The sequence below is a fragment of the Pseudomonas sp. BLCC-B112 genome, from assembly GCF_028550695.1.
GTDB lineage: Bacteria > Pseudomonadota > Gammaproteobacteria > Pseudomonadales > Pseudomonadaceae > Aquipseudomonas > Aquipseudomonas danubii.
Genome location: NZ_JAQQGK010000002.1, coordinates 562,776 through 586,673, shown reverse-complemented (window position 1 = coordinate 586,673; position 23,898 = coordinate 562,776). Strand labels below are relative to the sequence as shown.

Below are 23,898 nucleotides of genomic sequence, written 5' to 3'. Positions count from 1 at the left end.
GAAAGCGCCCGGGGCACCGCCCTCATTGCTTTTTCGTACTTTGACTACTTTCTGGCGCTTTGCTGATCGTAATCATTAAGTTCTGTGGTCAATGGGCTTGAAGTTCGGCAAAAAGCCCTTATTTTAGGTGAGCCCCGTCACAGCGCTGTGCCAGCATCGTGGAATAACGCCACTTTCCTCACCATCGTTTCCGGGTAGAATGCTCGTTCGCATGCGGCCATGAGGGCTGCTCGGGCGACTCACGGGGCCGCCCTCCAACCCTATGTGTGGAAGATCCTGCCGATATGTTTGCGCCTTTGTTAAAGAAACTTTTTGGAAGCAAGAACGAGCGTGAAGTCAAACGCATGCTCAAGACGGTACAAATCGTCAATGCCTTCGAAGAGCAAATGGTGGCCCTTTCGGACGATCAATTGCGTGCCAAGACTGCCGAGTTCAAGGCCCGTATCGCCAAGGGTGAAACCCTCGACAAATTGCTTCCCGAAGCCTTCGCGGTCGCCCGTGAAGCCGGTAAGCGCGTCATGGGGATGCGTCACTTCGACGTGCAGTTGATCGGTGGCATGACCTTGCATGAAGGCAAGATCGCCGAGATGCGTACCGGTGAAGGCAAGACCCTGGTGGCAACCCTGGGCGTCTACCTCAACGCACTGTCCGGCAAGGGCGTGCACGTAGTGACGGTGAACGACTACCTGGCTCGCCGTGACGCCAACTGGATGCGTCCGCTTTATGAATTCCTCGGCCTGACTGTTGGCGTGGTCACGCCGTTCCAGCCGCCGGAAGAGAAGCGCGCCGCCTACGCCGCCGACATCACCTACGGCACCAACAACGAATTCGGTTTCGACTACTTGCGCGACAACATGGCTTTCAGCATGGAAGACAAGTTCCAGCGCGAGCTCAATTTTGCCGTGATCGACGAAGTCGACTCGATCCTTATCGACGAAGCCCGTACCCCGTTGATCATCTCCGGTCAGGCTGAAGACAGTTCCCGCCTGTACACCGAAATCAACAAGCTGATCCCGCGTCTCGAGCAGCACATCGAGGAAGTGGAAGGCCAGGTCACCAAGGCTGGTCACTTTACTGTCGACGAGAAGACCCGTCAGGTCGAACTCAACGAAGCCGGTCACCAGTTCATCGAAGAAATGCTGACCCAGGTCGGCCTGCTGGCGGAAGGCGAAAGCCTGTATTCGGCCCACAACCTGGGCTTGTTGACTCACGTCTATGCCGGCCTGCGTGCCCACAAGCTGTTCAATCGCAACGTCGAATACATCGTCCAGGATGGCCAAGTGGTCCTGGTGGACGAGCACACCGGCCGGACCATGCCGGGGCGTCGCCTGTCCGAAGGCCTGCACCAGGCCATCGAAGCCAAGGAAAACCTCAACATCCAGGCCGAGAGCCAGACCCTGGCCTCGACCACTTTCCAGAACTACTTCCGTCTGTACACCAAGCTGTCCGGCATGACCGGCACCGCCGACACCGAAGCCTTCGAGTTCCATCAGATATACGGCCTGCAGGTGATGGTGATTCCGCCGAACAAGCCGCTGGCTCGTAAGGACTACAACGACCTGGTGTTCCTGACCGCGGACGAGAAATACGCCGCGATCATCAATGACATCAAGGAGTGCATGGCCCAGGGCCGTCCGGTACTGGTAGGTACTGCGACCATCGAAACCTCCGAGCACATGTCCAACCTGCTCAACAAGGAAGGCATCGAGCACAAGGTCCTGAACGCCAAGTTCCACGAGAAGGAAGCGGAAATCATCGCCCAGGCCGGTCGCCCGGGGGCCTTGACCATCGCCACCAACATGGCCGGTCGTGGTACCGACATCCTGCTGGGTGGTAACTGGGAAGTGGAGGTCGCCTCTCTGGAGAACCCGACGCCTGAGCAGATCGCCCAGATCAAGGCCGATTGGCAGAAGCGTCACCAGCAAGTGCTGGAGTCCGGTGGCCTGCAGGTAATCGCTTCCGAGCGTCACGAGTCGCGCCGTATCGACAACCAGCTGCGTGGTCGTGCTGGTCGTCAGGGTGACGCCGGTTCCAGCCGTTTCTACCTGTCCCTGGAAGACAGCCTGATGCGCATCTTTGCCTCTGACCGGGTGAAGAACTTCATGAAAGCGTTGGGCATGCAGTCCGGCGAGGCGATCGAGCACCGCATGGTGACCAACGCCATCGAGAAGGCTCAGCGCAAGGTGGAAGGCCGCAACTTCGACATCCGTAAGCAATTGCTGGAGTTCGATGACGTCAACAACGAGCAGCGTAAAGTGATCTATCACATGCGCAATACCTTGTTGGCTGCGGACAACATTGGCGAAACCATCGCCGATTTCCGCCAGGACGTGCTCAACGCCACCGTCAGCGCGCATATTCCGCCGCAATCGCTGCCCGAGCAGTGGGACGTGGCCGGTCTGGAAGAGTCGATCCAGAGCGGTTTCGGTGTAAGCCTGCCGATCCAGCAGTGGCTCGACGAAGACGATCACCTGTACGAAGAAACCCTGCGCGAGAAGCTGCTCAACGAGTTGATCGCCGCGTACAACGAGAAAGAAGACCAGGCCGGTGCCGAAGCGCTGCGTTCTTTCGAGAAGCAGATCGTACTGCGGGTACTGGATGACTTGTGGAAAGACCACCTGTCCACCATGGACCACCTGCGCCACGGTATTCACCTGCGCGGTTATGCGCAGAAGAACCCGAAGCAGGAGTACAAGCGCGAGTCCTTCACCCTGTTCTCCGAGTTGCTGGATTCCATCAAGCGCGATTCGATCCGCGTCCTGTCCCATGTGCAGGTTCGTCGCGAAGATCCGGCCGAGGAAGAGGCACGCCTGCGTCAGGAAGCCGAGGCACTGGCTCAGCGCCTGCAGTTCGAACACGCCGAGGCTCCGGGTCTGGATCAGCCGCAAGCGCAGGAAGAAGGGGTGGATGTCGATGTCGCCCTGGCTACCGCGCCAGTGCGCAACGAACAGAAACTGGGACGCAACGAACTGTGCTACTGCGGTTCGGGCAAGAAGTACAAACACTGTCACGGCCAGATCAACTAAGATCCTCGCCAGACACTGAAACACCCGCGCCGTGACGGCATCCGCCGTCGCGGCGTTTTTCCATTTGCAACACCGTCTTTTGAGACGACGGTGCAGACACCTGATAAGAGGAGCGCATTCATGGCTGTTGGTCTTGGTCCTTTGCCTACGTTGCACCCGGTTGCCGGTTTTGAGCTCGGTATCGCTTCGGCCGGCATCAAGCGCCCCGGGCGCAAGGATGTGGTGGTCATGCGCTGTGCCGAAGGCTCCACCGTAGCCGGTGTGTTCACGCTCAACGCGTTCTGCGCCGCGCCGGTGATCCTGGCCAAGCAGCGTGTGCAGGGGGCGGTGCGTTATCTGCTGACCAACACCGGTAATGCCAACGCCGGTACCGGCGAGCCGGGCCTGGTTGCTGCCACCCGCACTTGCGCCAAGCTGGCGGAGCTGACCGGCGTCGATGCCAGCGCTGTGCTGCCGTACTCCACTGGGGTGATTGGCGAACCGCTGCCGGTAGAGAAAATCGAGGGGGCTCTGCAAGCCGCACTGGATGACCTATCCGTGGACAACTGGGCGGCTGCGGCGACCGGGATCATGACCACTGATACCTTGCCCAAGGGCGCCAGCCGCCAGTTCCAGCACGATGGCGTGACCATCACCGTGACCGGTATCAGCAAGGGGGCGGGGATGATCCGTCCGAACATGGCCACCATGCTCGGCTACATCGCCACCGATGCCAAAGTCTCCCGGGAAGTGCTGCAAAACCTGTTGCTGGACGGTGCCAACAAGTCGTTCAACCGCATCACCATCGACGGCGATACCTCCACCAACGATTGCTGCATGCTGATCGCTACCGGTCAGGCCAAGCTGCCGGAAATCACTAAGGCCGAGGGCCCGCTGTTCGCTGCCCTGAAGCAGGCGGTGTTCGAGGTGTGCATGGACGTGGCCCAGGCCATCGTCCGTGATGGCGAAGGTGCAACCAAGTTTGTCACCGTTGAGGTCAACGGCGGTGGCACTCACCAGGAATGCCTGGACGTGGGCTACACCGTGGCTCACTCGCCGCTGATCAAGACCGCCCTGTTCGCCTCCGATCCGAACTGGGGCCGCATTCTCGCCGCCGTCGGCCGTGCTGGCGTAGCGGATCTGGATGTCAGCAAGATCGATGTGTTCCTCGGTGAAGTCTGCATTGCCAGCCGTGGTGCGCGTGCTGCCAGCTACACCGAGGCCCAGGGCGCGGCCGTGATGCAGCAGGAAGAAATCACCATTCGCATCGAATTGGGGCGTGGTGCTTGCAGCGAAACCATCTGGACCACTGATCTGTCTCACGAGTACGTGAAGATCAACGCGGAATACCGCACTTAAGCACCTCTCCGGCAACGCTGCTCCAGCCACTGTGGGAGCCGGCTTGCCGGCGAAGCGCGCATCTCAACGCCTGGTCCGTGAGGGCCAGGCCCAATGCCTGATCAGAGGAAACAGTGCGGTGAAACGAGTACATGTGGCTGCGGCCGTCATCCGGGATGCCAGCGGCAAGATCCTGATTGCCCGGCGTGCCGATACTCAGCATCAAGGTGGCCTGTGGGAGTTTCCCGGAGGTAAGGTCGAGGCTGGCGAAGCGGTACAAACCGCGCTGGCCCGCGAGCTGCAGGAAGAGTTGGGTATCGTCGTACAGACGGCGCGCCCGCTGATCAAGGTGCAGCACGATTACCCGGATAAACAGGTGTTGCTGGATGTCTGGGAGGTTTCGGCATTCAGCGGCGAGCCTCACGGCGCCGAAGGCCAGCCCCTGGCCTGGGTCAGCCCTCGTGAGCTGGCCGATTATGAATTCCCCGCGGCCAATCAGCCGATTGTCGCTGCAGCGCGTTTACCCGCTCACTACCTGATTACCCCAGAAGGTCTGGAAACTCCGACCTTGCTGCGAGGCATGCAGAAGGCCATTGCCCAGGGCAGCAAGCTGATTCAGTTGCGCGCCCCTGGTGGCTACGATCCGCAGTACCGCGATCTGGCGGTGGACGCAGTGGGCCTGTGTGCGGGCAAGGCGCAGTTGATGCTCAAGGGGCCTTTCGAGTGGCTGGGGGATTTTCCCTCCGCCGGCTGGCACATTACTGCGGCGCAATTGCGCAAGTACGCCAGCGCTGGGCGGCCTTTTGGCAAGGATCGCTGGTTGGCCGCCTCCTGCCATAACGCCGAGGAACTGTCCCTGGCGCAGCAGATGGATGTGGATTTCGTGACCTTGTCCCCGGTGCAGCCGACCCAGACTCACCCCGACGCCCAACCCCTGGGCTGGGAGCAGGCGCAGCAGTTGCTCAGTGGTTTCAACAGGCCTGCCTATCTGCTGGGAGGCGTGGGGCCTGCCGAGTGCCAGCAAGCCTGGGAAGCCGGTGCTCAAGGTGTTGCCGGTATCCGTGCCTTCTGGCCCCAGGACTGAAGGCATCCTCTGTGGCAGTGCTGGCTAGCGGCTGTCTATGGAGCTGGCTTGCCAGCGCATCGTCGGCCGTTGCCCAAGGCTCGTGGGACCGATCGCCGGCAAGCCCGCTCCTACGCGGAGGGTTTGGCGGCGGCCTGCCAGAGGATTTCGGCGATGCCCTGGCGCTTGGTAATCAGGCGCGCCGCGACAAACAGCAAGTCCGACAGGCGATTGATGTAGGCCAGTCCCACTCCCTGCAAGGGCTCCACGGCATTCAGGTGTTGGCAGCGACGCTCGGCGCTGCGAGCCAGGCTGCGGCAAACGTGGGCCTGGGCGATCAGTGACGAACCACCGGGCAGGATGAAGTTCTCCAGGGGGCCCAGCTCTTCATTCCAGATATCGATGGCCGTCTCAAGACGTTCCACCTCGGCCTCATTGAGGGCTTGATACACCGGCATTGCCAGTTCGCCCCCCAGATCGAACAGCCGGTGCTGACAGGGGGCCAATACCTCGATGATTTCCTTGAAGCCCTGGCAGGTATCAACCTGCTCTTCCAGGCCGGCCAGGAGCAGTCCCAACTGGCTGTTCAAGGTGTCGACCTCACCGATGGCTTCCACTCGAGGATGATCCTTGGCAACCCGGCGGCCGTCTCCGAGTCCGGTTTCGCCTTTGTCGCCGGTGCGGGTGTAAATCTTCGACAAGCGAAAACCCATGCTTAGTTCTCCAGTGGTAGGGGTTCTTGAATCTGGGGCTGGCTGCTGGCCAGGGGCAGGCGCAAGGTAAAGCAGGTGCCTTGGCCCCGGGTCGATTGCACTTCCATTTGCCCCTTGTGGTTGTTGGTGATGATGAAGTACGACACCGACAGTCCGAGTCCGGTGCCCTGGCCGATCTCCTTGGTGGTGAAGAAGGGCTCGAAGGTGCGTTTGCGCACGCTTTCGCTCATGCCGACGCCGTTGTCTTCCACCTGGATTTCCGCCCAGGGCGGATTCAGTTTGGTGCGCAGGATGATACGACCGGGTTCGCTGTCGTCCTCACGCTGGTGAATGGCCTGGGCGGCGTTCTTCAGCAGGTTGAGCAACACTTGCTCCAGCTCGTTGGCGGTGCCGGGCACGGGCCCCAGGTTCGGGTCGAACTGACGGATAATCGCCTGCCCCTTGAAGTCGAAGCCTATGGCCAGGTCAAAGTCATTGCTGGCGATTTCCACCGCCTGATCAATCAGTGCCGGCAGATCGCAGGGGGCCATCTGGCGATTGCTGCGCCGGCTGAAACTGAGCATGTGGGTGACGATCTTGGCGGCGCGGGCCCCGGCCTGTTGAATACCATCGAGCAACTGCGGCACTTCGCGGCTTTCCAGATAGTGGTTGACGGTTTGCAGCTCGACGCCGATCTGCTGCGCGTGTTCGAGGTTCTTGGGCAGGTCGGGAGACAGCCGGCGACGAATGTTCTGCACGTTGTGCAGGATCGCTCCCAAAGGGTTGTTGATCTCGTGGGCCATGCCGGCCGCAAGACCACCCACCGACAGCATCTTCTCTGATTGCACCATCATTTCTTCCAGGGACAGGCGCTGGGTGATGTCGTCGATCCGAATCACCACGCCGCGACCGGCGCCGCCCATCAGTGGGTAGAAGGTCAGGGCGTAGTGCTTGGCTTCCTCATCCTTGAACCAGGTCACTCGCTCGACCTTGGTGACGGTGTGCTGCTCGACGGTTTCCTTGAGTTGCGGCAGGAACGGCTTGAGGGGTTCGAAGGCGAGGAAGATCGGCTGGTTCAGGGCTTCGTCCAGGCGGGTGCCGGACAGGGCGCTGGCCTCCTGGTTCCATTGGGTGACGTACAACTGCTCATCCAGGGCGATCAGCGCCGAGGGCATGGAGTCGATGATGCTGTTGAGGTAGTTCTGGAAGCCGGTGAGTTTCTTCTCGATCTTGCTGCGCACCTGGACTTCCAGTTCCAGCTTGCGGTTGGTATGGCGGGTTTCCTCCGCCAGCCCCTGGGCCTGATCGTAGGCGGCCTGGGAGTCGTCCCGGGCACGCTTGAGCTGTTGTTCCCGGGCTTCGATACGCGACAGCATGGTGTTGAAGGCTTCCGCCAGGCTGCCGATTTCATCGTGGTTGCCTCGGGAGGCGCGCAGGGAGTAGTTCTCTTCGCGAGTCACCTGGCGCGAAAGCACCTCGAGCTGGTGAATGGGCTGGGTGATCAGGCGCTTGATCTGCCGGGCGATGATCAGCCACAGCAACACGCTGAAAATCAGGATCCCCAGGCTTGCGGTGAGGGTGCCGGTGTAGAACGCCATCGGCAGTTCGCTGGTAGCCACCAGCAGCAGATGGCCAGGCGCCTGGCCCGGGCGGGGCAGGGCAATCACTTGGTTGCTGCGAAACTCGGTCAGTTGCCAGGCTTCGATGTGTCGGTAACGTTCGGGCAGCTTGAGGTGTTCACCGTGTTGCAGTTGGGCCAGGCGCATGCCCTTGCCGTCATAGAGAGCGGCCGCCCGCAGGGGGGTATAGCTGTCCAGCTCGCTGAGCAGCTTTTGCGCATCCTCGGGAGAGTTCAGGGCCTGTGCCGCCAGGGCCGGGTTGGACACCAGCCGACCGATGGTCTGTAGCGCCTGGGGCGCCATGCTTTCCTGGGATATCCAGTAAGCGGCGCTGATAAAGGTCAGGTTGGCGACCAGCAGCACGGTGGTCAGCAGGACAAGCAGGGCAGCCAGGAGCTTTTGGCCCACGGGCAGGTTTTCAAGACGCTGGCGCAATGGCATCGGCTGTATCGCTGGAAATGAGCAAGTGGGCAGCGTAGCCGCTGCTCAGTCGCTGGGCAATCCGAGTAAACGCAGGTGACTCACCAGGCGTTGCTGCAACTGTTGCAGATGAGGCAGTTGCAAGCGGTGACGGGCGGCAGCCTGGCAGGCGTAGCCCAGTAAGTAGCTGATTTCGGTCCGCCGTTGACTGGCCACATCCTGATGCATCGAGGAGTAGTTGGCAGCGGTGGCCTGGATGACCCGCTCCACCTCCTGCTGCAGGTTCTGCGCCGCAGTAGGTTGGCCGCAGCATTGCAGTAACTCGCTCAGCTCGGCGCACAAGGTTGCCACTTCGCATTGGTGTTGCTGCAGGCCGCCGTTGCGACAGTCGTGCAGCACCGTCAAAGGATTGATCGCACAATTGAGCGCCAGCTTGCGCCAGAGTCGGGTCAGTATCTGGGTGCTCCATTCGTGGGGGATGCCACTGCTGCTCAACTCATCCAGCCAGATCGGCGGGGTAGGGTGGCCTGAGTCGCCCAGCCAGGTGTAGCCATGGCCGGCGAAGACTACTCGCCAGTCACCGTCGCGAAATGCGCCTTCGGTGCTGGAGGCGGCGATGCAGCGCGCTTGGGGCACTCTGGCGGCCACTGCGTCCTGGCTGCCCAGGCCATTTTGCAGCAGGATCAATTCGGCTCCCTGGGCCAGGCGGGGGGCGATGCTTGCTACCGCGGCTTCGGCGTCGTAGGCCTTGCACGCCAGCAGCAGGCGATGGATGGGGGCGGTGCTATCGCAGGTTTCCCCGGGTATGGCCTGCAAGCTGCTTTGGCCCTGCTCCACCAGGGTCAGGCCGCCTGCCGCCTGATAGGCCTGCAGGCGTGACTGATCGCGCAGGATCAGGCGCACGGGCAAGCCGGCGCGGGCCAGGCGGGTGGCCCATAAGGTGCCGAGGCTGCCGGCGCCGAGAACATGCCAGGTCGTGGACATCAAGTTTTCGCTCTGTTTCGCAGCCCCGCAAAGGGCGCGCGGTGAAGGAGTGGAAAGACCCGTTATAATGAGCGCGGATTTTAACCGCAAGCCGGGCGTGTTCGATGTTTTGAACAGCGCCCCTTTTTATTTGGAGAGAGTACATGCCGTCGTTTGACGTGGTATCCGAACTGGACAAGCACGAAGTCACCAACGCGGTGGAAAACGCCGTCAAGGAACTGGATCGCCGCTATGACCTCAAGGGCAAGGGCAGCTTCGAGTTCAAGGACAAGGAACTGACCGTCAACCTGACCGCCGAAGCTGAATTCCAGCTCGAGGCCATGATCGAGATCCTCAAGCTGGCCCTGGTCAAGCGCAAGATCGACGTGCAGTGCCTGGAGGTCAAGGACGCTTTTGCCTCGGGCAAGGTGATGAAGCAGGAAGCCGTATTAAAGGAAGGCATCGATAAAGAGCTGGCGAAGAAGATCGTCGCCCATATCAAGGATGCCAAACTGAAAGTGCAGGCGGCGATTCAAGGCGAGCAGGTACGGGTTACCGGCAAGAAGCGCGACGACCTGCAAGAGGCCATCGCTGCTCTGCGTGCCAAGGAGTTCGGCATGCCGCTGCAGTTCAACAACTTCCGCGACTGACCCACTTCTCCGGGAACCTCTAGAGCTTTTTGGCGTCCGAGGCCGGAGCAATGGCAGAAACGATTGAGCTCCAGGTGAGCCGGTCGTTCTGCCGGTCAGTCATGCACGCCGCAACCCCGGGAATCTGGAGAGATAGATGGATTTGAACGCTGAAGTAGACAACCTGGTCCGGGCTTCCCAAGCCTGGATTCCCATGATCATGGAATACGGCAGCCGGGTGCTGCTGGCGGTAATCACCCTGGCCATCGGCTGGTGGCTGATCAACAAACTGACTCATAAAGTGGGCAAGCTGCTGGCGCTGCGCAATGCCGACCTGGCGTTGCAGGGTTTTATCAGCAGCTTGGCCAACATCATTCTCAAAGTGCTGCTGATCGTCAGCGTGGCCTCGATGATTGGTGTCGAAACCACCTCTTTCGTCGCCGCGATCGGTGCTGCCGGTCTGGCCATCGGCCTGGCCTTGCAAGGCAGCCTGGCGAACTTCGCCGGCGGGGTGCTGATCCTGCTGTTCCGCCCATTTCGTATTGGCGACTTCATTGAGGCCCAGGGCATCAGCGGTAGCGTGGACAGCATTCAGATCTTCCACACCGTGTTGCGTACCGGTGACAACAAGACGGTGATCGTGCCTAACGGCAACCTGTCCAACGGCATTATTACCAACTACAACCGTCAGCCGACCCGCAAGGTGGTGTTCGACGTGGGTGTGGACTACGACGCGGATCTGCAGAAAGCCCGCGAGGTGCTGCTGGAGTTGGCGAAAGACGAACGTGTGCTGGCCGATCCTGCACCGGTAGCTGTGGTGTCCACTCTTGGAGACAGCGCGATTACTCTGTCGCTGCGGGTTTGGGTCAAGACTGAGGACTACTGGGACGTAATGTTCCAGTTCAATGAACTGTCCCGTGATCGCTTGAAGGCAGCGGGAATCGATATTCCCTTCCCGCAGCGAGTGATTCGTGTGGTTCAGGAAGCCGCAGTGTAGTAAGTCAGTTTCAAAAGTTGGCCGTACAGTCAACTAATGCTGTTCAAGACAAGGGGCTATCGGCCCCTTGTTTGTTTTTGAGGTTCCACCAAGAGCTAGTAGTGGGGGCAGATTTTGCAGACTGTTATATAGCAACTGTCGTTGATCACTATGTTAGTTAGCTTGCTATTTTATTTTGTCTTCCGCCTGATACTTTTAATGATCAAAAAAAAGCCGCCGCCCTGATTAGGGGCGGCGGCTTCTATAGATATTGCGTGTTAGCGCAATCTGCTGGGCAGCGTTATTACAAGATGCTCAGCGGGTACTCTACGATGATACGAACGTCGTTGTTATCTGCGGTGTAATCAGTGTTGTAAGCACCGTTTGCACGGTACACAGCACTACGCAGGCGGAACGACAGGTCTTTGGCTGGACCTTCTTGCATCACGTACTTGGTTTCGAAGTTGAACTCGTTTTCCTTGCCTTCGGTGTTCGACGAAGTGGTGATGTTGTCACCCTTCACGTAACGGGCCATGAAGCTCAGGCCAGGAACACCCAGAGTCGCCATGTTCAGGTCGTAGCGAGCCTGCCAGGAGCGCTCGTCTTCGCCGATGAAGTCGGAGATCTGGATGGAGTTGGCAACAAAGATAGTGCCGTTGCCGTCAACACCGTACTGGTAGTTGGTATCACCGGTAGAGCGTTGGTGGGCGATGGTGAATTTGTTCGGGCCGATGCTGTAGGCTGCTGCCAGGCTCCACAGTTTGTTGTCCAGCTTGCCGTACAGTTTCTTGCCATCGTCCGTGGTGCGATAGCCGTTGAAGTCGAGGTTCAGCGACTGGCTATCGGCGATCGGGAAGGTGTAGTTCAGGTTGATGTACTGCTTCTTGAAGTAGTCATCGACCTTGGACGTTGCCACGCCACCGACGAAGTTATCGGTGAACTGGTAGGTAGCGCCAGCGAAGTCAGCGGAAGTCAGACCTGGGTTTTTCAGGCCAGTGTCGCCGTTACGGCCGTTGATGCTGTCGTTGTACTGACCGGTCTGCGAGCGCAGGGCGGTGAAGTGACCCGCATTCAGCTCCAGGCCTTTGATCTCGTTACTGGTGATCAAGGTACCGGTGGCGACTTCTGGCAGGAGACGGCTGTCGTCGGTGGAGAATACTGGGCTGGCAACCATTTGATTACCGTACTTGAGTACGGTATCGGAGATGCGGAACTTGACTGCGCCACCTACAGCGGACGAGTCTTTTTCAGGCTCGCCCAGGCGGTTGTTGGCTGCCATGCCGTTACCGGAACGACCAGCACCACCATCCAGCTTGATCACACCCATGGCGAAAGCATCAACGCCTACACCTACGGTGCCTTGAGTGAAGCCGGAGCTGTACTGCAGCAGTTCACTCAGGCCGGTGTCTTGGCGATAGCCGCTTTTGAAAGTGCCATCGTCGCGCTGACGGTTACCTGCACCGTTCTTGAAGTCACGGTTCATGTACTCAAGACGGGTTTTCGCGGTCAGGGTGCTGTCTTCGATAAAGCCCTTTGCGTCGTCCTGGGAGGACGCGATTGCGAACTGCGAGGTGCCTGCTGATACAGCCAGGGCGATCATGCTCCACTTCATCACGCGCATCGTGATTTGCTCCTTTGGTTTTAGAAGAGTACTGCCGTCCCACCTGTTTTATTATCTGGGCGGCTCTTTCTTTTTGTGTCGGCGCAAACTTATATCACGCTGACAATGTTGGCGATACTTGCCTATCTATCCTTTCAGCTTCTTTACGACCCTGTCGCAAATTGCTCGATTGGTGTCGCAATTCTGCAGCCAGTCTGTATCCGGACCAACAACTTATGCAGTGTTCTTCGAAGCAATATCACGAGGAATTGAGCCCCCCATGTACACACTCTACAAAGCACCGCGGGGCAACCCTGCCACTATTATTATGAGTCTGTGACGGGCCACTTCGGGTGGTCCGCCGCAGACAATGTCGGGTTGAATGCAACAAGCGTGCACAAACCGATTTTGCCCCGTATTTTTTCTGCTGGGCGGCATGCTGACCTGTAAAAACCGCATAAAATCGCTCTTTCAAGCGTCTTTTTGTTTGGCTTGACGCCATGCTCTTCCTGGTGCAGGGCTGTGCAATAAGTTGCACAGCGTGCCAAAACGTTACCGCCGCACACTGCAAAGTGAGTAGACGGCGGATGCTTGAGGATTCCAGCGTAGACCGTCTGTACGATTCTGGTGCAAAACTTTTGCAACGCTGTGCACGGTTCATACAGTCATGGGCAAGTAGGGTGAGGAACATCAATGGCTTGGCCAGTCACTTTTCGGGTGTTTCCTGTGCCTTGTACGCAAATGGTGCGAATCGCCGGAAAGTGTCCTGCTGTGGGGCGTGGCTCTTGCATTGAGGTGGCTCCTTGCCAAGTGGTGCGGGGGCGCTATCCGGGCTCAGGCTCATTGATCATGAAGCCCGATGCATTCGCAGGTATGCTGCGCATCTGTCGCCTGGCCAGTGCCGTTGATGCTGAAAACCAGGCTGGAATGAGTTGAGCGGGAGTAAGCGCGGTGTTCACTTTAGATTCACGGCTGCAACAAGACACATTGCCCATTGGGGATTTCCCCCTCTGCCGGTTGTTGCTGTCCAATGATGCAAACTATCCCTGGTTCATCCTGGTGCCACGTCGGGAAGATATCAGTGAGTTGTTTCAGCTTGATGTCACCGAGCAGCAGCAACTGTGGCGGGAAACCACGGCTCTGGCTGAAGTGCTCAAGGACTCCTTCGACGCCGACAAGATGAATGTGGCGACTCTGGGTAATGTGGTCAGCCAGTTGCATATGCATGTGATCGTGCGTAAGCGTGATGATGCCGCCTGGCCCGCGCCGGTTTGGGGCAAGCATCCGGCCAAGCCTTATAGTACGCAGCAGGTTGAGGCGATCCGTGATCGGTTGCGGGTGGTGTTGGCCGATGATTTCCAGTTTCTGGAGGACTGAACTATGAGCCTGGAAGAACGTGTAACCGATCTGGAGAGCCGTCTGGCGTTCCAGGATGACACCATTCAAGCCTTGAACGATGTGCTGGTATCGCAACAGAAGGTTGTGGAACGCCTGCAGTTGCAGATGAGTGCCTTGCTCAAGCGTCAGGAAGAAATGGTCGGGCAGTTCGAATCTTTCGAGGAGGAGGCGCCGCCGCCACATTATTGAGGGAGAGCAGGTGTCTTTGATGCATAAAAAAACCGCGCCTTGGCGCGGTTTTTTGTGGGCGTGGATCAGCGGCGTGGCAATGCAGCGATGACATCTTCGGCTTGCAGGCCCTTGTCGCGGTTTATCACCGAAAACTCTACGCGCTGGCCTTCTACCAGGACGCGGTGGCCTTCTCCGCGAATGGCGCGAAAGTGCACGAAGATATCGTCGCCGGAGTCCCGGGAGATAAAGCCGAAACCCTTGGAGGTGTTGAACCACTTCACGGTGCCGGTATCGCGATTGCTCATGTCGTAAGTAGGTGCAGTGGAGGCCGCCGGTGAGGACTTGTAAAAGCTGATGGCCAGATGCAGGGCTACGGCGAGCACAGCGATCAACAAACTGGCCAGGACTGCCGGTTGGCCGCCAATGACAGGCATGGGTGCCAGCAGTGTGAGGGTTTGCAGGACCACAACCAGCACCAGCAGGGCGCTGACCAGGTTCTGCAGATGATGGCGCGAGCCTTTGTTCCAGTAAGGGATAACTGGAGCGAGGATCAGGTTGAGCAGGCCGAAAAGGGCCAGGTAAATAGCATCGGGTTGTTGCAGGTAGGGAATTGCGTCGGATCTAAGGCTCGGAATCAAGGACAGCAGCAGAGCTGCAATGCCTGTCAGCAGGTGGACGATTTTCAACATTTTGATTAACTCACGTTAAGAAGGAAGCACAAGGAAGAGCTGATCACGCACGGTTCGCTTCTGAACAAATAGGTGAGGCGGTGGTTACGTACGCGGTGTCAGCCTATGCGCGCTGGCCGAAGAAATAGGCAACAGCGACACGGGCTCTATTTAACAGCAAAGCCCAGGCCTTCTCAAATCAGCAGCGGCCCGTTGGCGGGGGGCGCAAATGCCGTGGCTCAGGCGGTGGGTTCGCAGTATTGGGCAAAGGCCTGTTCTAGACAGATGGCAGAGGGTTTTCCAAGGAACGTCGGTTTTTCCCTGCTGTCAAAATCGGCTCGAACTCAAGGCTTAAACGCCTTGGCTGGGCCGCGAGACAATCCACCGCAGGCTGATCGACGATCCTGGTCGGCGAGGGAGCAGTACTCTTGCTAGAGTGGTCCGGCAGCTGATTGGGTGAATCCATCCCGTTAACGGAGAGAAACATGGCAATTGATATCGGTATCAGCGAAGAAGATCGTAAATCCATCGTCGACGGCCTTTCCCGTCTGCTTTCGGATACCTACGTGTTGTACCTGAAAACCCATAACTTCCATTGGAACGTCACCGGTCCACAGTTTCGTACTCTGCACCTGATGTTCGAAGAGCAATACAACGAACTGGCCCTGGCCGTCGACCTGATTGCCGAACGTATCCGTGCCTTGGGCTTCCCGGCTCCGGGCGCCTATTCCATTTATGCCCGACTGTCCTCGATCAAGGAGGAGGAGGGCGTGCCGGCGGCTGAAGAAATGATCAAGCAGCTGGTGGCCGGTCAGGAAGCGGTAACCCGCACCGCCCGCGGCATCTTTCCCTTGCTGGACAAGGTCAGCGATGAACCGACGGCGGATCTGTTGACCCAACGTATGCAGGTGCATGAAAAAACCGCATGGATGCTGCGTTCTCTGCTGGAAAATCGTTAAGCCTGTAATCGCGAATGGCGCCCTGGGCGTCATTCGCGCCTTTTCACAGCGTCCGCTATCTATATGGTCATACGGCTGCACAGGGCCGATTTAATGGATATAATCCCGCTCTTTGCTAAGTAGCCCGAGCTTTGGCGTGGGCTCTGGCTGTAGTTCAAGCAGTAATCTGGATCGCCGAGACGCCCCCCATGCCCATGTACGACTACCAATGCGCTTCCTGTGGTCATCAGTTGGAAGCCATTCAAAAGATCAGCGCCGCGCCGCTGGTCGACTGCCCTGCCTGCCAGGCGCCTGAACTGAAAAAGATGCTGTCCATGCCCGGTTTCCGCCTCAGCGGTACCGGCTGGTATGAAACCGACTTCAAGACCGGCTCCAAGAAGAATCTGGCCGGTGGCGACAAAGCTGACTAAGTTGAACGACACGCGCGAGTTCTTGCACTATCCGGCACCTCATGGTGCGCAAGGCCTCCATCGAATTTCGAATTACGAGAAGTGAAACCACTACCATGATGCGCAGCCATTATTGCGGCCAACTGAACGAAAGCCTGGAAGGTCAGGAAGTAACCCTTTGCGGATGGGTCCACCGTCGCCGTGACCACGGCGGGGTGATTTTCCTCGATATCCGTGATCGTGAAGGTCTGGCCCAGGTGGTGTTCGACCCGGACCGCGCTGAAACCTTCGCCGCCGCCGACCGTGTGCGCAGTGAATACGTAGTCAAGATCACCGGCAAGGTGCGTCTGCGCCCGGCCGGTGCCGGCAACGCCAACATGGCGTCCGGCATGATCGAAGTCCTGGGCTACGAGCTGGAAGTGCTGAACGAAGCGGAAACCCCGCCGTTCCCGCTCAACGAATACTCCGACGTGGGTGAAGAAACCCGTCTGCGCTATCGCTTTATCGACCTGCGCCGTCCGGAAATGGCCGAGAAGCTGCGTCTGCGTTCGCGCATGACCACCAGCATCCGTCGCTACCTGGACGAGAACGGTTTCCTTGACGTCGAAACCCCGATCCTCACTCGCGCCACCCCTGAAGGTGCTCGCGACTATCTGGTGCCGAGCCGTACCCACGCCGGCAGCTTCTTCGCCCTGCCGCAATCGCCACAGCTGTTCAAACAGTTGCTGATGGTGGCCGGCTTCGACCGCTACTACCAGATCGCCAAGTGCTTCCGCGACGAAGACCTGCGTGCCGACCGTCAGCCTGAGTTCACTCAGATCGACATCGAGACCAGCTTCCTCGACGAAAAAGACATCATGGGCCTGACCGAAGGTATGATCCGCAACCTGTTCAAGGAAGTGCTGGGTCTGGAGTTCGGCGAGTTCCCGCACATGACCTTTGAAGAAGCCATGCGCCGCTACGGTTCCGACAAGCCAGACCTGCGCAACCCGCTGGAACTGGTGGACGTTGCCGATCAGCTCAAGGAAGTGGAGTTCAAGGTCTTCAGCGGCCCGGCCAACGATCCGAAATGCCGTATCGCCGCCCTGCGCGTTCCTGGCGGGGCGAGCATGCCGCGCAAGCAGATCGATGATTACACCAAGTTTGTCGGCATCTACGGTGCCAAGGGCCTGGCGTACATCAAGGTCAACGAGCGCGCCAAGGGTGTTGAAGGCCTGCAATCGCCGATCGTGAAAAACATTCCGGAAGCCAACCTGAACGTGATCCTGGATCGCGTGGGTGCGGTCGACGGCGATATCGTGTTCTTTGGTGCCGACAAGGCCAAGATCGTCAGCGAAGCCCTGGGCGCCCTGCGCATCAAGCTCGGTCACGACCTGAACCTGCTGACCTGCGAATGGGCTCCGATGTGGGTAGTCGACTTCCCGATGTTCGAAGAGAACGACGACGGTAGCTTCACCGCCTTGCACCACCCGTTCACCGCACCGAAATGCTCGCCTGAAGAGCTGGAAGCCAACCCGGCTACCGCTCTGTCGCGCGCTTACGACATGGTTCTGAACGGCACCGAGCTGGGTGGCGGTTCGATCCGTATCCACCGCAAGGAAATGCAGCAAGCGGTGTTCCGCCTGCTGGGTATCAGCGAAGCCGAACAGGAAGAGAAGTTCGGCTTCCTGCTGGACGCCCTCAAATACGGCGCGCCGCCGCACGGTGGCCTGGCCTTCGGTCTGGACCGTCTGGTCATGCTGATGACCGGCGCCCAGTCGATCCGTGAAGTGATCGCCTTCCCGAAAACCCAGAGCGCGGCCTGTGTCATGACTCAGGCACCGGGTCTGGTGGATGCCAAGGCTCTGCGCGAGCTGCACATCCGTCTGCGTGAACAGCCTAAGGCTGAATAAGCCGGCCCGATAAGGCGCACCTTCGGGTGCGCTTTTTCTATGGGTCGAGTTTTTGTTGCCCGTACCCGCCAAGTGGCGCGGGCAATGTTTCAAAGAGAATTTGGAGCAAGTTATGGCAGGTCATTCCAAGTGGGCGAACATCAAGCACCGCAAAGAGCGTCAGGATGCCAAGAGAGGCAAGATCTTCACCAAGTGGATTCGTGAGCTGACTGTTGCCGCCCGCCAGGGCGGTGGCGATCCGAACTCCAATCCACGCCTGCGCCTGGCCCTGGACAAGGCCCTGGGCGCCAACATGAGTCGCGACATCATCGATCGTGCCATCGCCCGTGGCACCGGCGCTGCCGGCAGCGACGACGTGGTCGAGCTGACTTATGAAGGTTACGGCCCCAACGGCGTGGCGGTGATGGTCGAATGCATGACCGACAACCGCAACCGTACAGCGGCTGCTGTTCGTCATGCCTTCAGCAAGTGCGGTGGCAATCTGGGCACCGACGGTTCGGTGGCCTATCTGTTCGAGCGCAAGGGGCAGATCACCTTCGCCGAAGGTGTCGATGAAGACGCGCTGATGGAAGCGGCGATGGAAGCCGATGCCGACGACGTGGTCACCAACGAAGACGGTTCCATCGACGTGTTCACCTCGTTCGCCGGTTTCTATGGCGTGCGCAATGCCCTGGAAGCGGCAGGTTTCACTGCTGCGGACGCAGAAATCGTCATGCTGCCCACCACCAGTGCCGAACTGGATCTGGAAGGCGCGGAAAAGGTTCTCAAGCTGATCGATATGCTGGAAGACCTGGATGACGTGCAGAACGTCTATTCCAACGCCGATATTCCTGAGTCGGTCGCCGAGCAGCTCGGCTGATTCAACTGCACTAACCTTGAGGCCGGATGTGCGAAGCCGTGAGTGTTACGCGGCGGGGTGCCTCCGGCTTCTGCTTTTTCGCTGTTCCGGTCGTGGCCGGCAAGCCTCTTTATTCAAGCAGCAGGCGTTATGACTCTTATTCTTGGCATCGACCCCGGTTCGCGCATTACCGGCTATGGCGTGGTTCGAGACACGGGGCGCGGCTGTGTGTACGTGGCCTCCGGTTGCATCCGTACCGGCGCCGGCGAATTGCCGGAGCGGCTGCAGATCGTCTATCGCGGTGTTCGTGAGGTCATCCAGACCTACGGTCCGGTGACCATGGGGATCGAGAAGGTGTTCATGGCGCGCAATGCCGACTCGGCGCTGAAGCTCGGTCAGGCACGTGGCGCGGCGATTGTCGCCGGCGCCGAAGAAGGACTGGAGATTGCCGAGTACACCGCCACCCAGGTCAAGCAGGCCGTGGCCGGTACCGGTGGCGCCAATAAGGAACAGGTGCAAATGATGGTCATGCACCTGCTCAAATTGACCACCAAGCCGCAGATCGATGCCTCGGACGCCCTGGCCATCGCCATCTGTCACGCCCACACCCGTTCCAGTCTGCTGCCTCATGGGCTGGGAACGGCACGCAGTCGTGGCGGTCGCTTGCGTCTCTGATAGCATCAGCGCAGTCATTTTAGGAGTGGAGCGTTGCGCGGCCGAGTCCCCGGCCCGCACGCTTGCTCTGTGAGTCGCCAGCTGCGGGCTGGCCATCGCCTAAGGATCTGAAACGTGATTGGACGCTTGCGCGGCACTCTGGCTGAGAAACAGCCGCCGCACCTGATTCTTGATGTAAATGGGCTGGGGTATGAAGTCGAAGTGCCGATGACCACCTTGTATCGCCTGCCGTCGGTCGGCGAACCCCTGACCTTGCACACCCATTTGGTCGTCCGCGAGGATGCGCAGTTACTCTACGGCTTCGCCAGCAAGCGCGAGCGAGACTTTTTCCGCGAGTTGATCCGTCTCAACGGTGTGGGCCCGAAACTGGCCCTGGCCTTGATGTCCAGCCTTGAGGTGGATGAGCTGGTGCGTTGCGTGCAGGCCCAGGACACCTCGGCCTTGACCAAGGTGCCCGGGGTTGGCAAGAAAACTGCCGAGCGCTTGCTGGTGGAGCTCAAGGACCGCTTCAAAGCCTGGGAAACCGTACCGAGCATGTTTGCCCTGGTGCCGAACCAGCCGGATGCGCCGATGCCGGTGGCCAGCGCCGAGTCGGATGCGGTCAGTGCGCTGATCTCCCTGGGCTACAAGCCGCAGGAAGCCAGCAAGGCGGTTTCCGCGATCAAAGACAAAGGCTTGAGCAGTGAAGACATGATCCGCCGAGCCCTGAAGGGAATGATTTAAGTGATTGAAGCTGACCGTCTGATCGCCGCCACGGGCCCCCGTGAGCGCGAGGAAATCCAGGACCGGGCGATTCGTCCAGTCAGTCTGGCCGACTATATTGGCCAGCCTAGCGTGCGCGAGCAGATGGAGCTGTTCATCCAGGCGGCCCGCGGGCGCAACGAATCTTTGGATCACACCTTGATCTTCGGCCCTCCGGGACTGGGCAAGACCACCCTGGCCAACATCATCGCCGAGGAAATGGGGGTATCGATCAAGAGCACTTCCGGCCCGGTGCTGGAGCGCCCCGGTGATCTGGCGGCGCTGCTGACCAATCTTGAACCCCATGACGTACTGTTTATCGACGAGATTCATCGGCTGTCGCCGATCGTCGAGGAAGTGCTGTACCCGGCCATGGAGGACTTCCAGCTCGACATCATGATCGGCGAAGGCCCTGCGGCGCGCTCGATCAAACTGGACCTGCCGCCGTTCACTCTGGTGGGGGCGACCACGCGTGCGGGGATGCTGACCAACCCGTTGCGCGATCGTTTCGGTATCGTCCAGCGCCTGGAGTTCTACAGCACGGCGGATCTGGCGACTATTGTCAGTCGTTCCGCCGGCATTCTCGGCTTGCCGTTGGACCCGGAGGGCGCCTTCGAGGTGGCTCGGCGTGCCCGGGGTACTCCGCGGATCGCCAATCGGCTATTGCGCCGGGTGCGGGATTTTGCCGAAGTGCGAGCCAAGGGCCATATCACCAAGCCGATCGCTGATCTGGCACTGAACCTGCTGGACGTTGATGAGCGTGGCTTCGACCACCAGGACCGGCGTCTACTGCTGACCATGATCGAGAAGTTCGACGGTGGCCCGGTAGGGGTCGACAGCCTGGCTGCGGCCATCAGCGAAGAGCGTCATACCATCGAGGATGTGCTGGAACCGTACCTGATCCAGCAGGGCTACATCATGCGTACCCCTCGTGGTCGTGTGGTGACCCGGCATGCGTACCTGCACTTCGGTCTAAACATTCCGTCACGAATGGGGGACATGCCCGTGGTAGACGAATTCCTCGATGCCGTGGACGATTAGTAACCCGCGCCTTGTCGATTTATTCGGGGTTTGTGCTGTCCTAGGGACTGGCGTCGTTAAAACTTCACGAAAAGTCGTTCAAGAATGAAAAAACAGTTGCCTGGCCGGATTGGCAACCTGAGGAGTAAGCACTAGAGTATGCGCGCGCAAAACGGGCTTGAGCCGTTCGCACATCGTTGTCGCGTTTATTACGAGGACACCGATGCTGGCGGCATCGTGTATTACGTTAATTACCTTAAGTTTATGGAGCGGGCTCGAACCGAGCGGCTACGACACTTGGGCTTTGCCCAATCGCAGCTGGCAGGGGAGAACCTGTTATTCGTCGTGCATTCCAGCGAAGCGCGTTATCACGCGCCGGCGCGACTGGACGACGAGCTTCTGGTCAGTGCCCAAGTCACCGAATTGAACCGGGTCAGCCTGCGCTTCACTCAGCAGGTCAGGCGATCCACGGATAATGCGCTGCTCTGTGAAGGGCAGTTTTTGGTGGCCTGTGTGCGCGCCGACACTTTCAAACCCCGCGCCATTCCAGACGCTCTGCGTACGGCCTTTGCCGACGAGAGCAGCGCGGGTACACACTCAGAGCAGGAGATAAAGCGTGGAAGCTAACGTCGTCGACCATTCCTCCATGTGGAGCCTGGTCAGCAATGCCAGCGTTGTAGTGCAGTTGGTAATGCTGACCCTGGTTGCCGCATCGGTGACTTCATGGATCATGATCTTTCAGCGCAGCAACCTGCTGCGCGCCGGTCGACGTGCCCTGGAGAGCTTCGAAGAGCGCTTCTGGTCCGGTATCGACCTGTCCAAGCTGTACCGTCAGGCGGGCAGCAACCCTGACCCGGATTCGGGCGTAGAGCAGATCTTCCGTGCCGGTTTCAAGGAGTTCTCCCGTCTGCGCCAGCAACCGGGCGTCGATCCTGAAGCGGTCATGGAAGGCGTTGCTCGCGCCATGCGTGTAGCGATTTCCCGCGAAGAAGAAAAGCTCGAACAGAGCCTGCCGTTCCTCGCCACCGTCGGTTCGGTCAGCCCGTACATCGGTCTGTTCGGTACTGTCTGGGGGATCATGAACTCCTTCCGCGGCCTGGCTCAGGCACAGCAAGCGACCCTGGCCACTGTGGCCCCGGGTATCGCCGAAGCCCTGATCGCTACGGCCATCGGCCTGTTCGCGGCCATCCCGGCGGTGATCGCCTACAACCGTTTCGCCGCTCGTGGCGAGACGCTGATCAGCCGCTACTACACCTTCGCCGACGAGTTCCAGGCGATCCTGCACCGTAAAGTGCACACCAGCGAAGAGTGAGCAGGTAAACCCAATGGCCCGAGTTCGCCACAAACGCAAGCCGGTTGCCGAGATGAACGTGGTGCCCTACATCGACGTGATGTTGGTACTGCTGGTTATCTTCATGGTGACCGCGCCGATGCTCAACCAGGGCGTGAAAGTTGATCTGCCCAAGGTTTCCAGCGAAGCCTTGCCCCAGGACAACAACACCCAGGTACTGACCATTTCGATCAAGGCTGACAAGACCTACTACTGGAACCTTGGCAGTGAAGTCGACACCGAAAAGCAACAGGACAAGGCGATGACCTTGCCGCAGATGACCGACGCGGTGACCAAGATCATCCGTGCCGGCAACGAAGGCGGCAAACACACCCAGGTGTTCATTCGCGGTGATAAATCCGTCGACTACGGCGCCGTGATGGGTGCCATGGGCGGCCTGCAGAAAGCCGGAGTCGGTAACGTTGGCTTGATTACCGAGGCGCCCTGATGCACCAACAGCGAGAGCCGTCCGCCTCGGAAAGCTACTTCTGGCCTAGTGTCTGGGCAATCGCCCTGCACGTGCTGGTGTTTGGCATGCTGTTCGTCAGCTTCGCCATGACCCCGGAATTGCCCCCGGCCAAGCCGATCGTCCAGGCGACCCTGTATCAGCTGAAATCCAAGAGCCCGGCGACCACCCAGACCAATCAAAAAATTGCGGGTGAGGCGAAGAAATCCGCCGCGCGTCAGACCGAAGCCGAGCAGTTGGAGCAGAAGAAGGTCGAGCAGGAAGAGATCAAGGCTGCGGAACAAAAGAAAGAAGAGGCTGCTCAAAAGGCCGCGGAAGCGAAAAAGGCCGATGAAGCCAAGAAAGCTGACGAGGCGAAGAAGGCTGATGAAGCCAAGAAAGCTGCGGAAGCCAAGAAGGCTGAAGAGAAGCAATTGGCTGATGTAGCCAAGAAGAAAGCCGAAGAAGAAGCCAAGAAAGCCGCTGAAGAAGAGGCCAAGAAAAAGGCCGCTGAAGAAGCGAAGAAGAAAATCGTCGAAGACGCGAAGAAGAAAGCCGCGGAAGACGCGAAGAAGAAAGCTGAAGCTGACGAGGCGAAGAAAAAGATCGCTGAGGATGCGAAGAAAAAAGCTGCTGCCGACGCCGCGAAGAAAAAGGCCCAGGAAGCAGCGCGCAAATCTGCCGAAGAGAAAAAGGCTCAGGCCCTGGCAGACTTGCTATCCGATACGCCGGAGCGTGAAGCCACGAAGTCGGATGAGGTGGGGGACAGTGTCGCGGGCAGTTTCGATGACCTGATTCGTATCCGTGCAGCGGAAGGCTGGGCTCGTCCTCCTTCGGCGCGCAAGGGCATGACGGTGGAACTGCGGATCGGCATGTTGCCTGATGGCACGGTGACTACGGTTAGCGTGATCAAGTCCAGTGGTGATGGTCCGTTCGACGCTTCGGCGGTGGCGGCAGTCAAGAACATTGGGCGTTTGAGAGAAATGCAGGGTTTGAGTCCGAAGGACTTCGCTCCCTATCGTTCATTCAAGATGACATTCACACCTGAGGATCTAGCCTTGTGAGAA

23 protein-coding genes are annotated in these 23,898 nt (G+C 59.1%); 18 read left to right on the top strand and 5 right to left on the bottom strand.

Going from position 1 to position 23,898, the window contains the following annotated elements; translation table 11 throughout:
- The first annotated feature begins 284 nt into the window (after positions 1 to 284).
- The 3 genes from secA (at position 285) to PQT43_RS08300 (ending at position 5,427) form a co-directional block, all read left to right on the top strand.
- Complete coding sequence (gene secA / locus PQT43_RS08310) at positions 285 to 3,026, top strand: preprotein translocase subunit SecA (RefSeq protein WP_102860544.1); 2,742 nt, start codon at positions 285 to 287, stop codon at positions 3,024 to 3,026.
- Between the two features lie 120 nt (positions 3,027 to 3,146).
- Positions 3,147 to 4,364 (top strand): bifunctional glutamate N-acetyltransferase/amino-acid acetyltransferase ArgJ, encoded by a 1,218-nt coding sequence (gene argJ, locus PQT43_RS08305; protein ID WP_272753693.1) that lies wholly within the window; start codon positions 3,147 to 3,149, stop codon positions 4,362 to 4,364.
- A 118-nt stretch (positions 4,365 to 4,482) separates the two neighbouring features.
- The gene (locus PQT43_RS08300) at positions 4,483 to 5,427 is read left to right on the top strand and encodes a Nudix family hydrolase (RefSeq protein WP_110594881.1); all 945 of its coding nucleotides are present in this window, start codon (positions 4,483 to 4,485) and stop codon (positions 5,425 to 5,427) included.
- Between the two features lie 110 nt (positions 5,428 to 5,537).
- Here the strand turns inward: PQT43_RS08300 and PQT43_RS08295 are convergent, their stop codons facing one another.
- Genes PQT43_RS08295 through PQT43_RS08285 form a run of 3 tightly spaced genes read right to left on the bottom strand, consistent with a single transcriptional unit; the run spans position 5,538 to position 9,121 of the window.
- On the bottom strand, positions 5,538 to 6,119 hold the full coding sequence (locus PQT43_RS08295; protein ID WP_272753691.1) for a cob(I)yrinic acid a,c-diamide adenosyltransferase: 582 nt from the start codon (positions 6,117 to 6,119) through the stop codon (positions 5,538 to 5,540).
- Between the two features lie 2 nt (positions 6,120 to 6,121).
- The gene (locus PQT43_RS08290) at positions 6,122 to 8,158 is read right to left on the bottom strand and encodes a sensor histidine kinase (RefSeq protein WP_102860548.1); all 2,037 of its coding nucleotides are present in this window, start codon (positions 8,156 to 8,158) and stop codon (positions 6,122 to 6,124) included.
- Positions 8,159 to 8,203: 45 nt separating this feature from the next.
- Positions 8,204 to 9,121, bottom strand: coding sequence for a putative 2-dehydropantoate 2-reductase (locus PQT43_RS08285; RefSeq protein WP_102860549.1), 918 nt, complete (start codon positions 9,119 to 9,121; stop codon positions 8,204 to 8,206).
- 143 nt (positions 9,122 to 9,264) lie between these two features.
- Between PQT43_RS08285 and PQT43_RS08280 the strand changes: the two genes are divergently transcribed.
- Entirely contained in the window at positions 9,265 to 9,750 is a 486-nt protein-coding gene (locus PQT43_RS08280; protein ID WP_102860550.1) for a YajQ family cyclic di-GMP-binding protein, read from the top strand.
- Positions 9,751 to 9,886: 136 nt separating this feature from the next.
- Complete coding sequence (locus PQT43_RS08275) at positions 9,887 to 10,726, top strand: mechanosensitive ion channel family protein (RefSeq protein WP_102860551.1); 840 nt, start codon at positions 9,887 to 9,889, stop codon at positions 10,724 to 10,726.
- Positions 10,727 to 11,009: 283 nt separating this feature from the next.
- On the opposite strand, the gene PQT43_RS08270 is transcribed toward PQT43_RS08275, so the two are convergent.
- The gene (locus PQT43_RS08270; protein WP_115580763.1) at positions 11,010 to 12,326 is read right to left on the bottom strand and encodes an OprD family porin; all 1,317 of its coding nucleotides are present in this window, start codon (positions 12,324 to 12,326) and stop codon (positions 11,010 to 11,012) included.
- A gap of 930 nt (positions 12,327 to 13,256) precedes the next feature.
- Between PQT43_RS08270 and PQT43_RS08265 the strand changes: the two genes are divergently transcribed.
- Positions 13,257 to 13,682 carry an HIT family protein gene (locus tag PQT43_RS08265; RefSeq protein ID WP_267268794.1) on the top strand — a complete coding sequence of 142 codons (426 nt, stop codon included), beginning with the start codon at positions 13,257 to 13,259 and terminating at the stop codon, positions 13,680 to 13,682.
- A 3-nt stretch (positions 13,683 to 13,685) separates the two neighbouring features.
- A complete protein-coding gene (locus PQT43_RS08260; protein WP_102860554.1) occupies positions 13,686 to 13,892 on the top strand; it encodes a SlyX family protein in 207 nt (68 codons plus the stop codon).
- Between the two features lie 65 nt (positions 13,893 to 13,957).
- On the opposite strand, the gene PQT43_RS31375 is transcribed toward PQT43_RS08260, so the two are convergent.
- Positions 13,958 to 14,563, bottom strand: a complete 606-nt coding sequence (locus tag PQT43_RS31375; protein ID WP_416375929.1) for a cold shock domain-containing protein membrane protein — start codon at positions 14,561 to 14,563, stop codon at positions 13,958 to 13,960.
- A gap of 464 nt (positions 14,564 to 15,027) precedes the next feature.
- Here PQT43_RS31375 and PQT43_RS08250 point away from each other — a divergent pair, with 464 nt between their 5' ends.
- From PQT43_RS08250 to tolA, 11 genes are all read left to right on the top strand, one after another.
- Positions 15,028 to 15,501 carry a Dps family protein gene (locus tag PQT43_RS08250; protein ID WP_011063023.1) on the top strand — a complete coding sequence of 158 codons (474 nt, stop codon included), beginning with the start codon at positions 15,028 to 15,030 and terminating at the stop codon, positions 15,499 to 15,501.
- A 188-nt stretch (positions 15,502 to 15,689) separates the two neighbouring features.
- Positions 15,690 to 15,911, top strand: coding sequence for an FmdB family zinc ribbon protein (locus PQT43_RS08245; protein ID WP_010457489.1), 222 nt, complete (start codon positions 15,690 to 15,692; stop codon positions 15,909 to 15,911).
- Positions 15,912 to 16,006: 95 nt separating this feature from the next.
- Entirely contained in the window at positions 16,007 to 17,782 is a 1,776-nt protein-coding gene (aspS, locus tag PQT43_RS08240; RefSeq protein WP_011063022.1) for an aspartate--tRNA ligase, read from the top strand.
- 112 nt (positions 17,783 to 17,894) lie between these two features.
- Positions 17,895 to 18,641: a YebC/PmpR family DNA-binding transcriptional regulator gene (locus PQT43_RS08235; protein ID WP_102860556.1), complete on the top strand. Its 747-nt coding sequence runs from the start codon at positions 17,895 to 17,897 to the stop codon at positions 18,639 to 18,641.
- Positions 18,642 to 18,770: 129 nt separating this feature from the next.
- Positions 18,771 to 19,295 carry a crossover junction endodeoxyribonuclease RuvC gene (gene ruvC, locus PQT43_RS08230; RefSeq protein ID WP_016963215.1) on the top strand — a complete coding sequence of 175 codons (525 nt, stop codon included), beginning with the start codon at positions 18,771 to 18,773 and terminating at the stop codon, positions 19,293 to 19,295.
- 114 nt (positions 19,296 to 19,409) lie between these two features.
- Positions 19,410 to 20,018, top strand: coding sequence for a Holliday junction branch migration protein RuvA (gene ruvA, locus PQT43_RS08225; protein ID WP_102880689.1), 609 nt, complete (start codon positions 19,410 to 19,412; stop codon positions 20,016 to 20,018).
- Entirely contained in the window at positions 20,019 to 21,077 is a 1,059-nt protein-coding gene (gene ruvB, locus PQT43_RS08220) for a Holliday junction branch migration DNA helicase RuvB (RefSeq protein WP_011063018.1), read from the top strand.
- A gap of 138 nt (positions 21,078 to 21,215) precedes the next feature.
- Positions 21,216 to 21,683 carry a tol-pal system-associated acyl-CoA thioesterase gene (gene ybgC, locus PQT43_RS08215; RefSeq protein WP_102860558.1) on the top strand — a complete coding sequence of 156 codons (468 nt, stop codon included), beginning with the start codon at positions 21,216 to 21,218 and terminating at the stop codon, positions 21,681 to 21,683.
- Positions 21,673 to 22,368: a protein TolQ gene (gene tolQ, locus PQT43_RS08210; protein ID WP_011063016.1), complete on the top strand. Its 696-nt coding sequence runs from the start codon at positions 21,673 to 21,675 to the stop codon at positions 22,366 to 22,368. The genes ybgC and tolQ overlap by 11 nt, the downstream gene beginning before the upstream one ends.
- A gap of 13 nt (positions 22,369 to 22,381) precedes the next feature.
- Positions 22,382 to 22,834, top strand: a complete 453-nt coding sequence (tolR, locus tag PQT43_RS08205; RefSeq protein ID WP_011063015.1) for a protein TolR — start codon at positions 22,382 to 22,384, stop codon at positions 22,832 to 22,834.
- Positions 22,834 to 23,895 (top strand): cell envelope integrity protein TolA, encoded by a 1,062-nt coding sequence (tolA, locus tag PQT43_RS08200; protein WP_272753690.1) that lies wholly within the window; start codon positions 22,834 to 22,836, stop codon positions 23,893 to 23,895. The genes tolR and tolA overlap by 1 nt, the downstream gene beginning before the upstream one ends.
- The last annotated feature ends 3 nt before the right edge of the window (positions 23,896 to 23,898 follow it).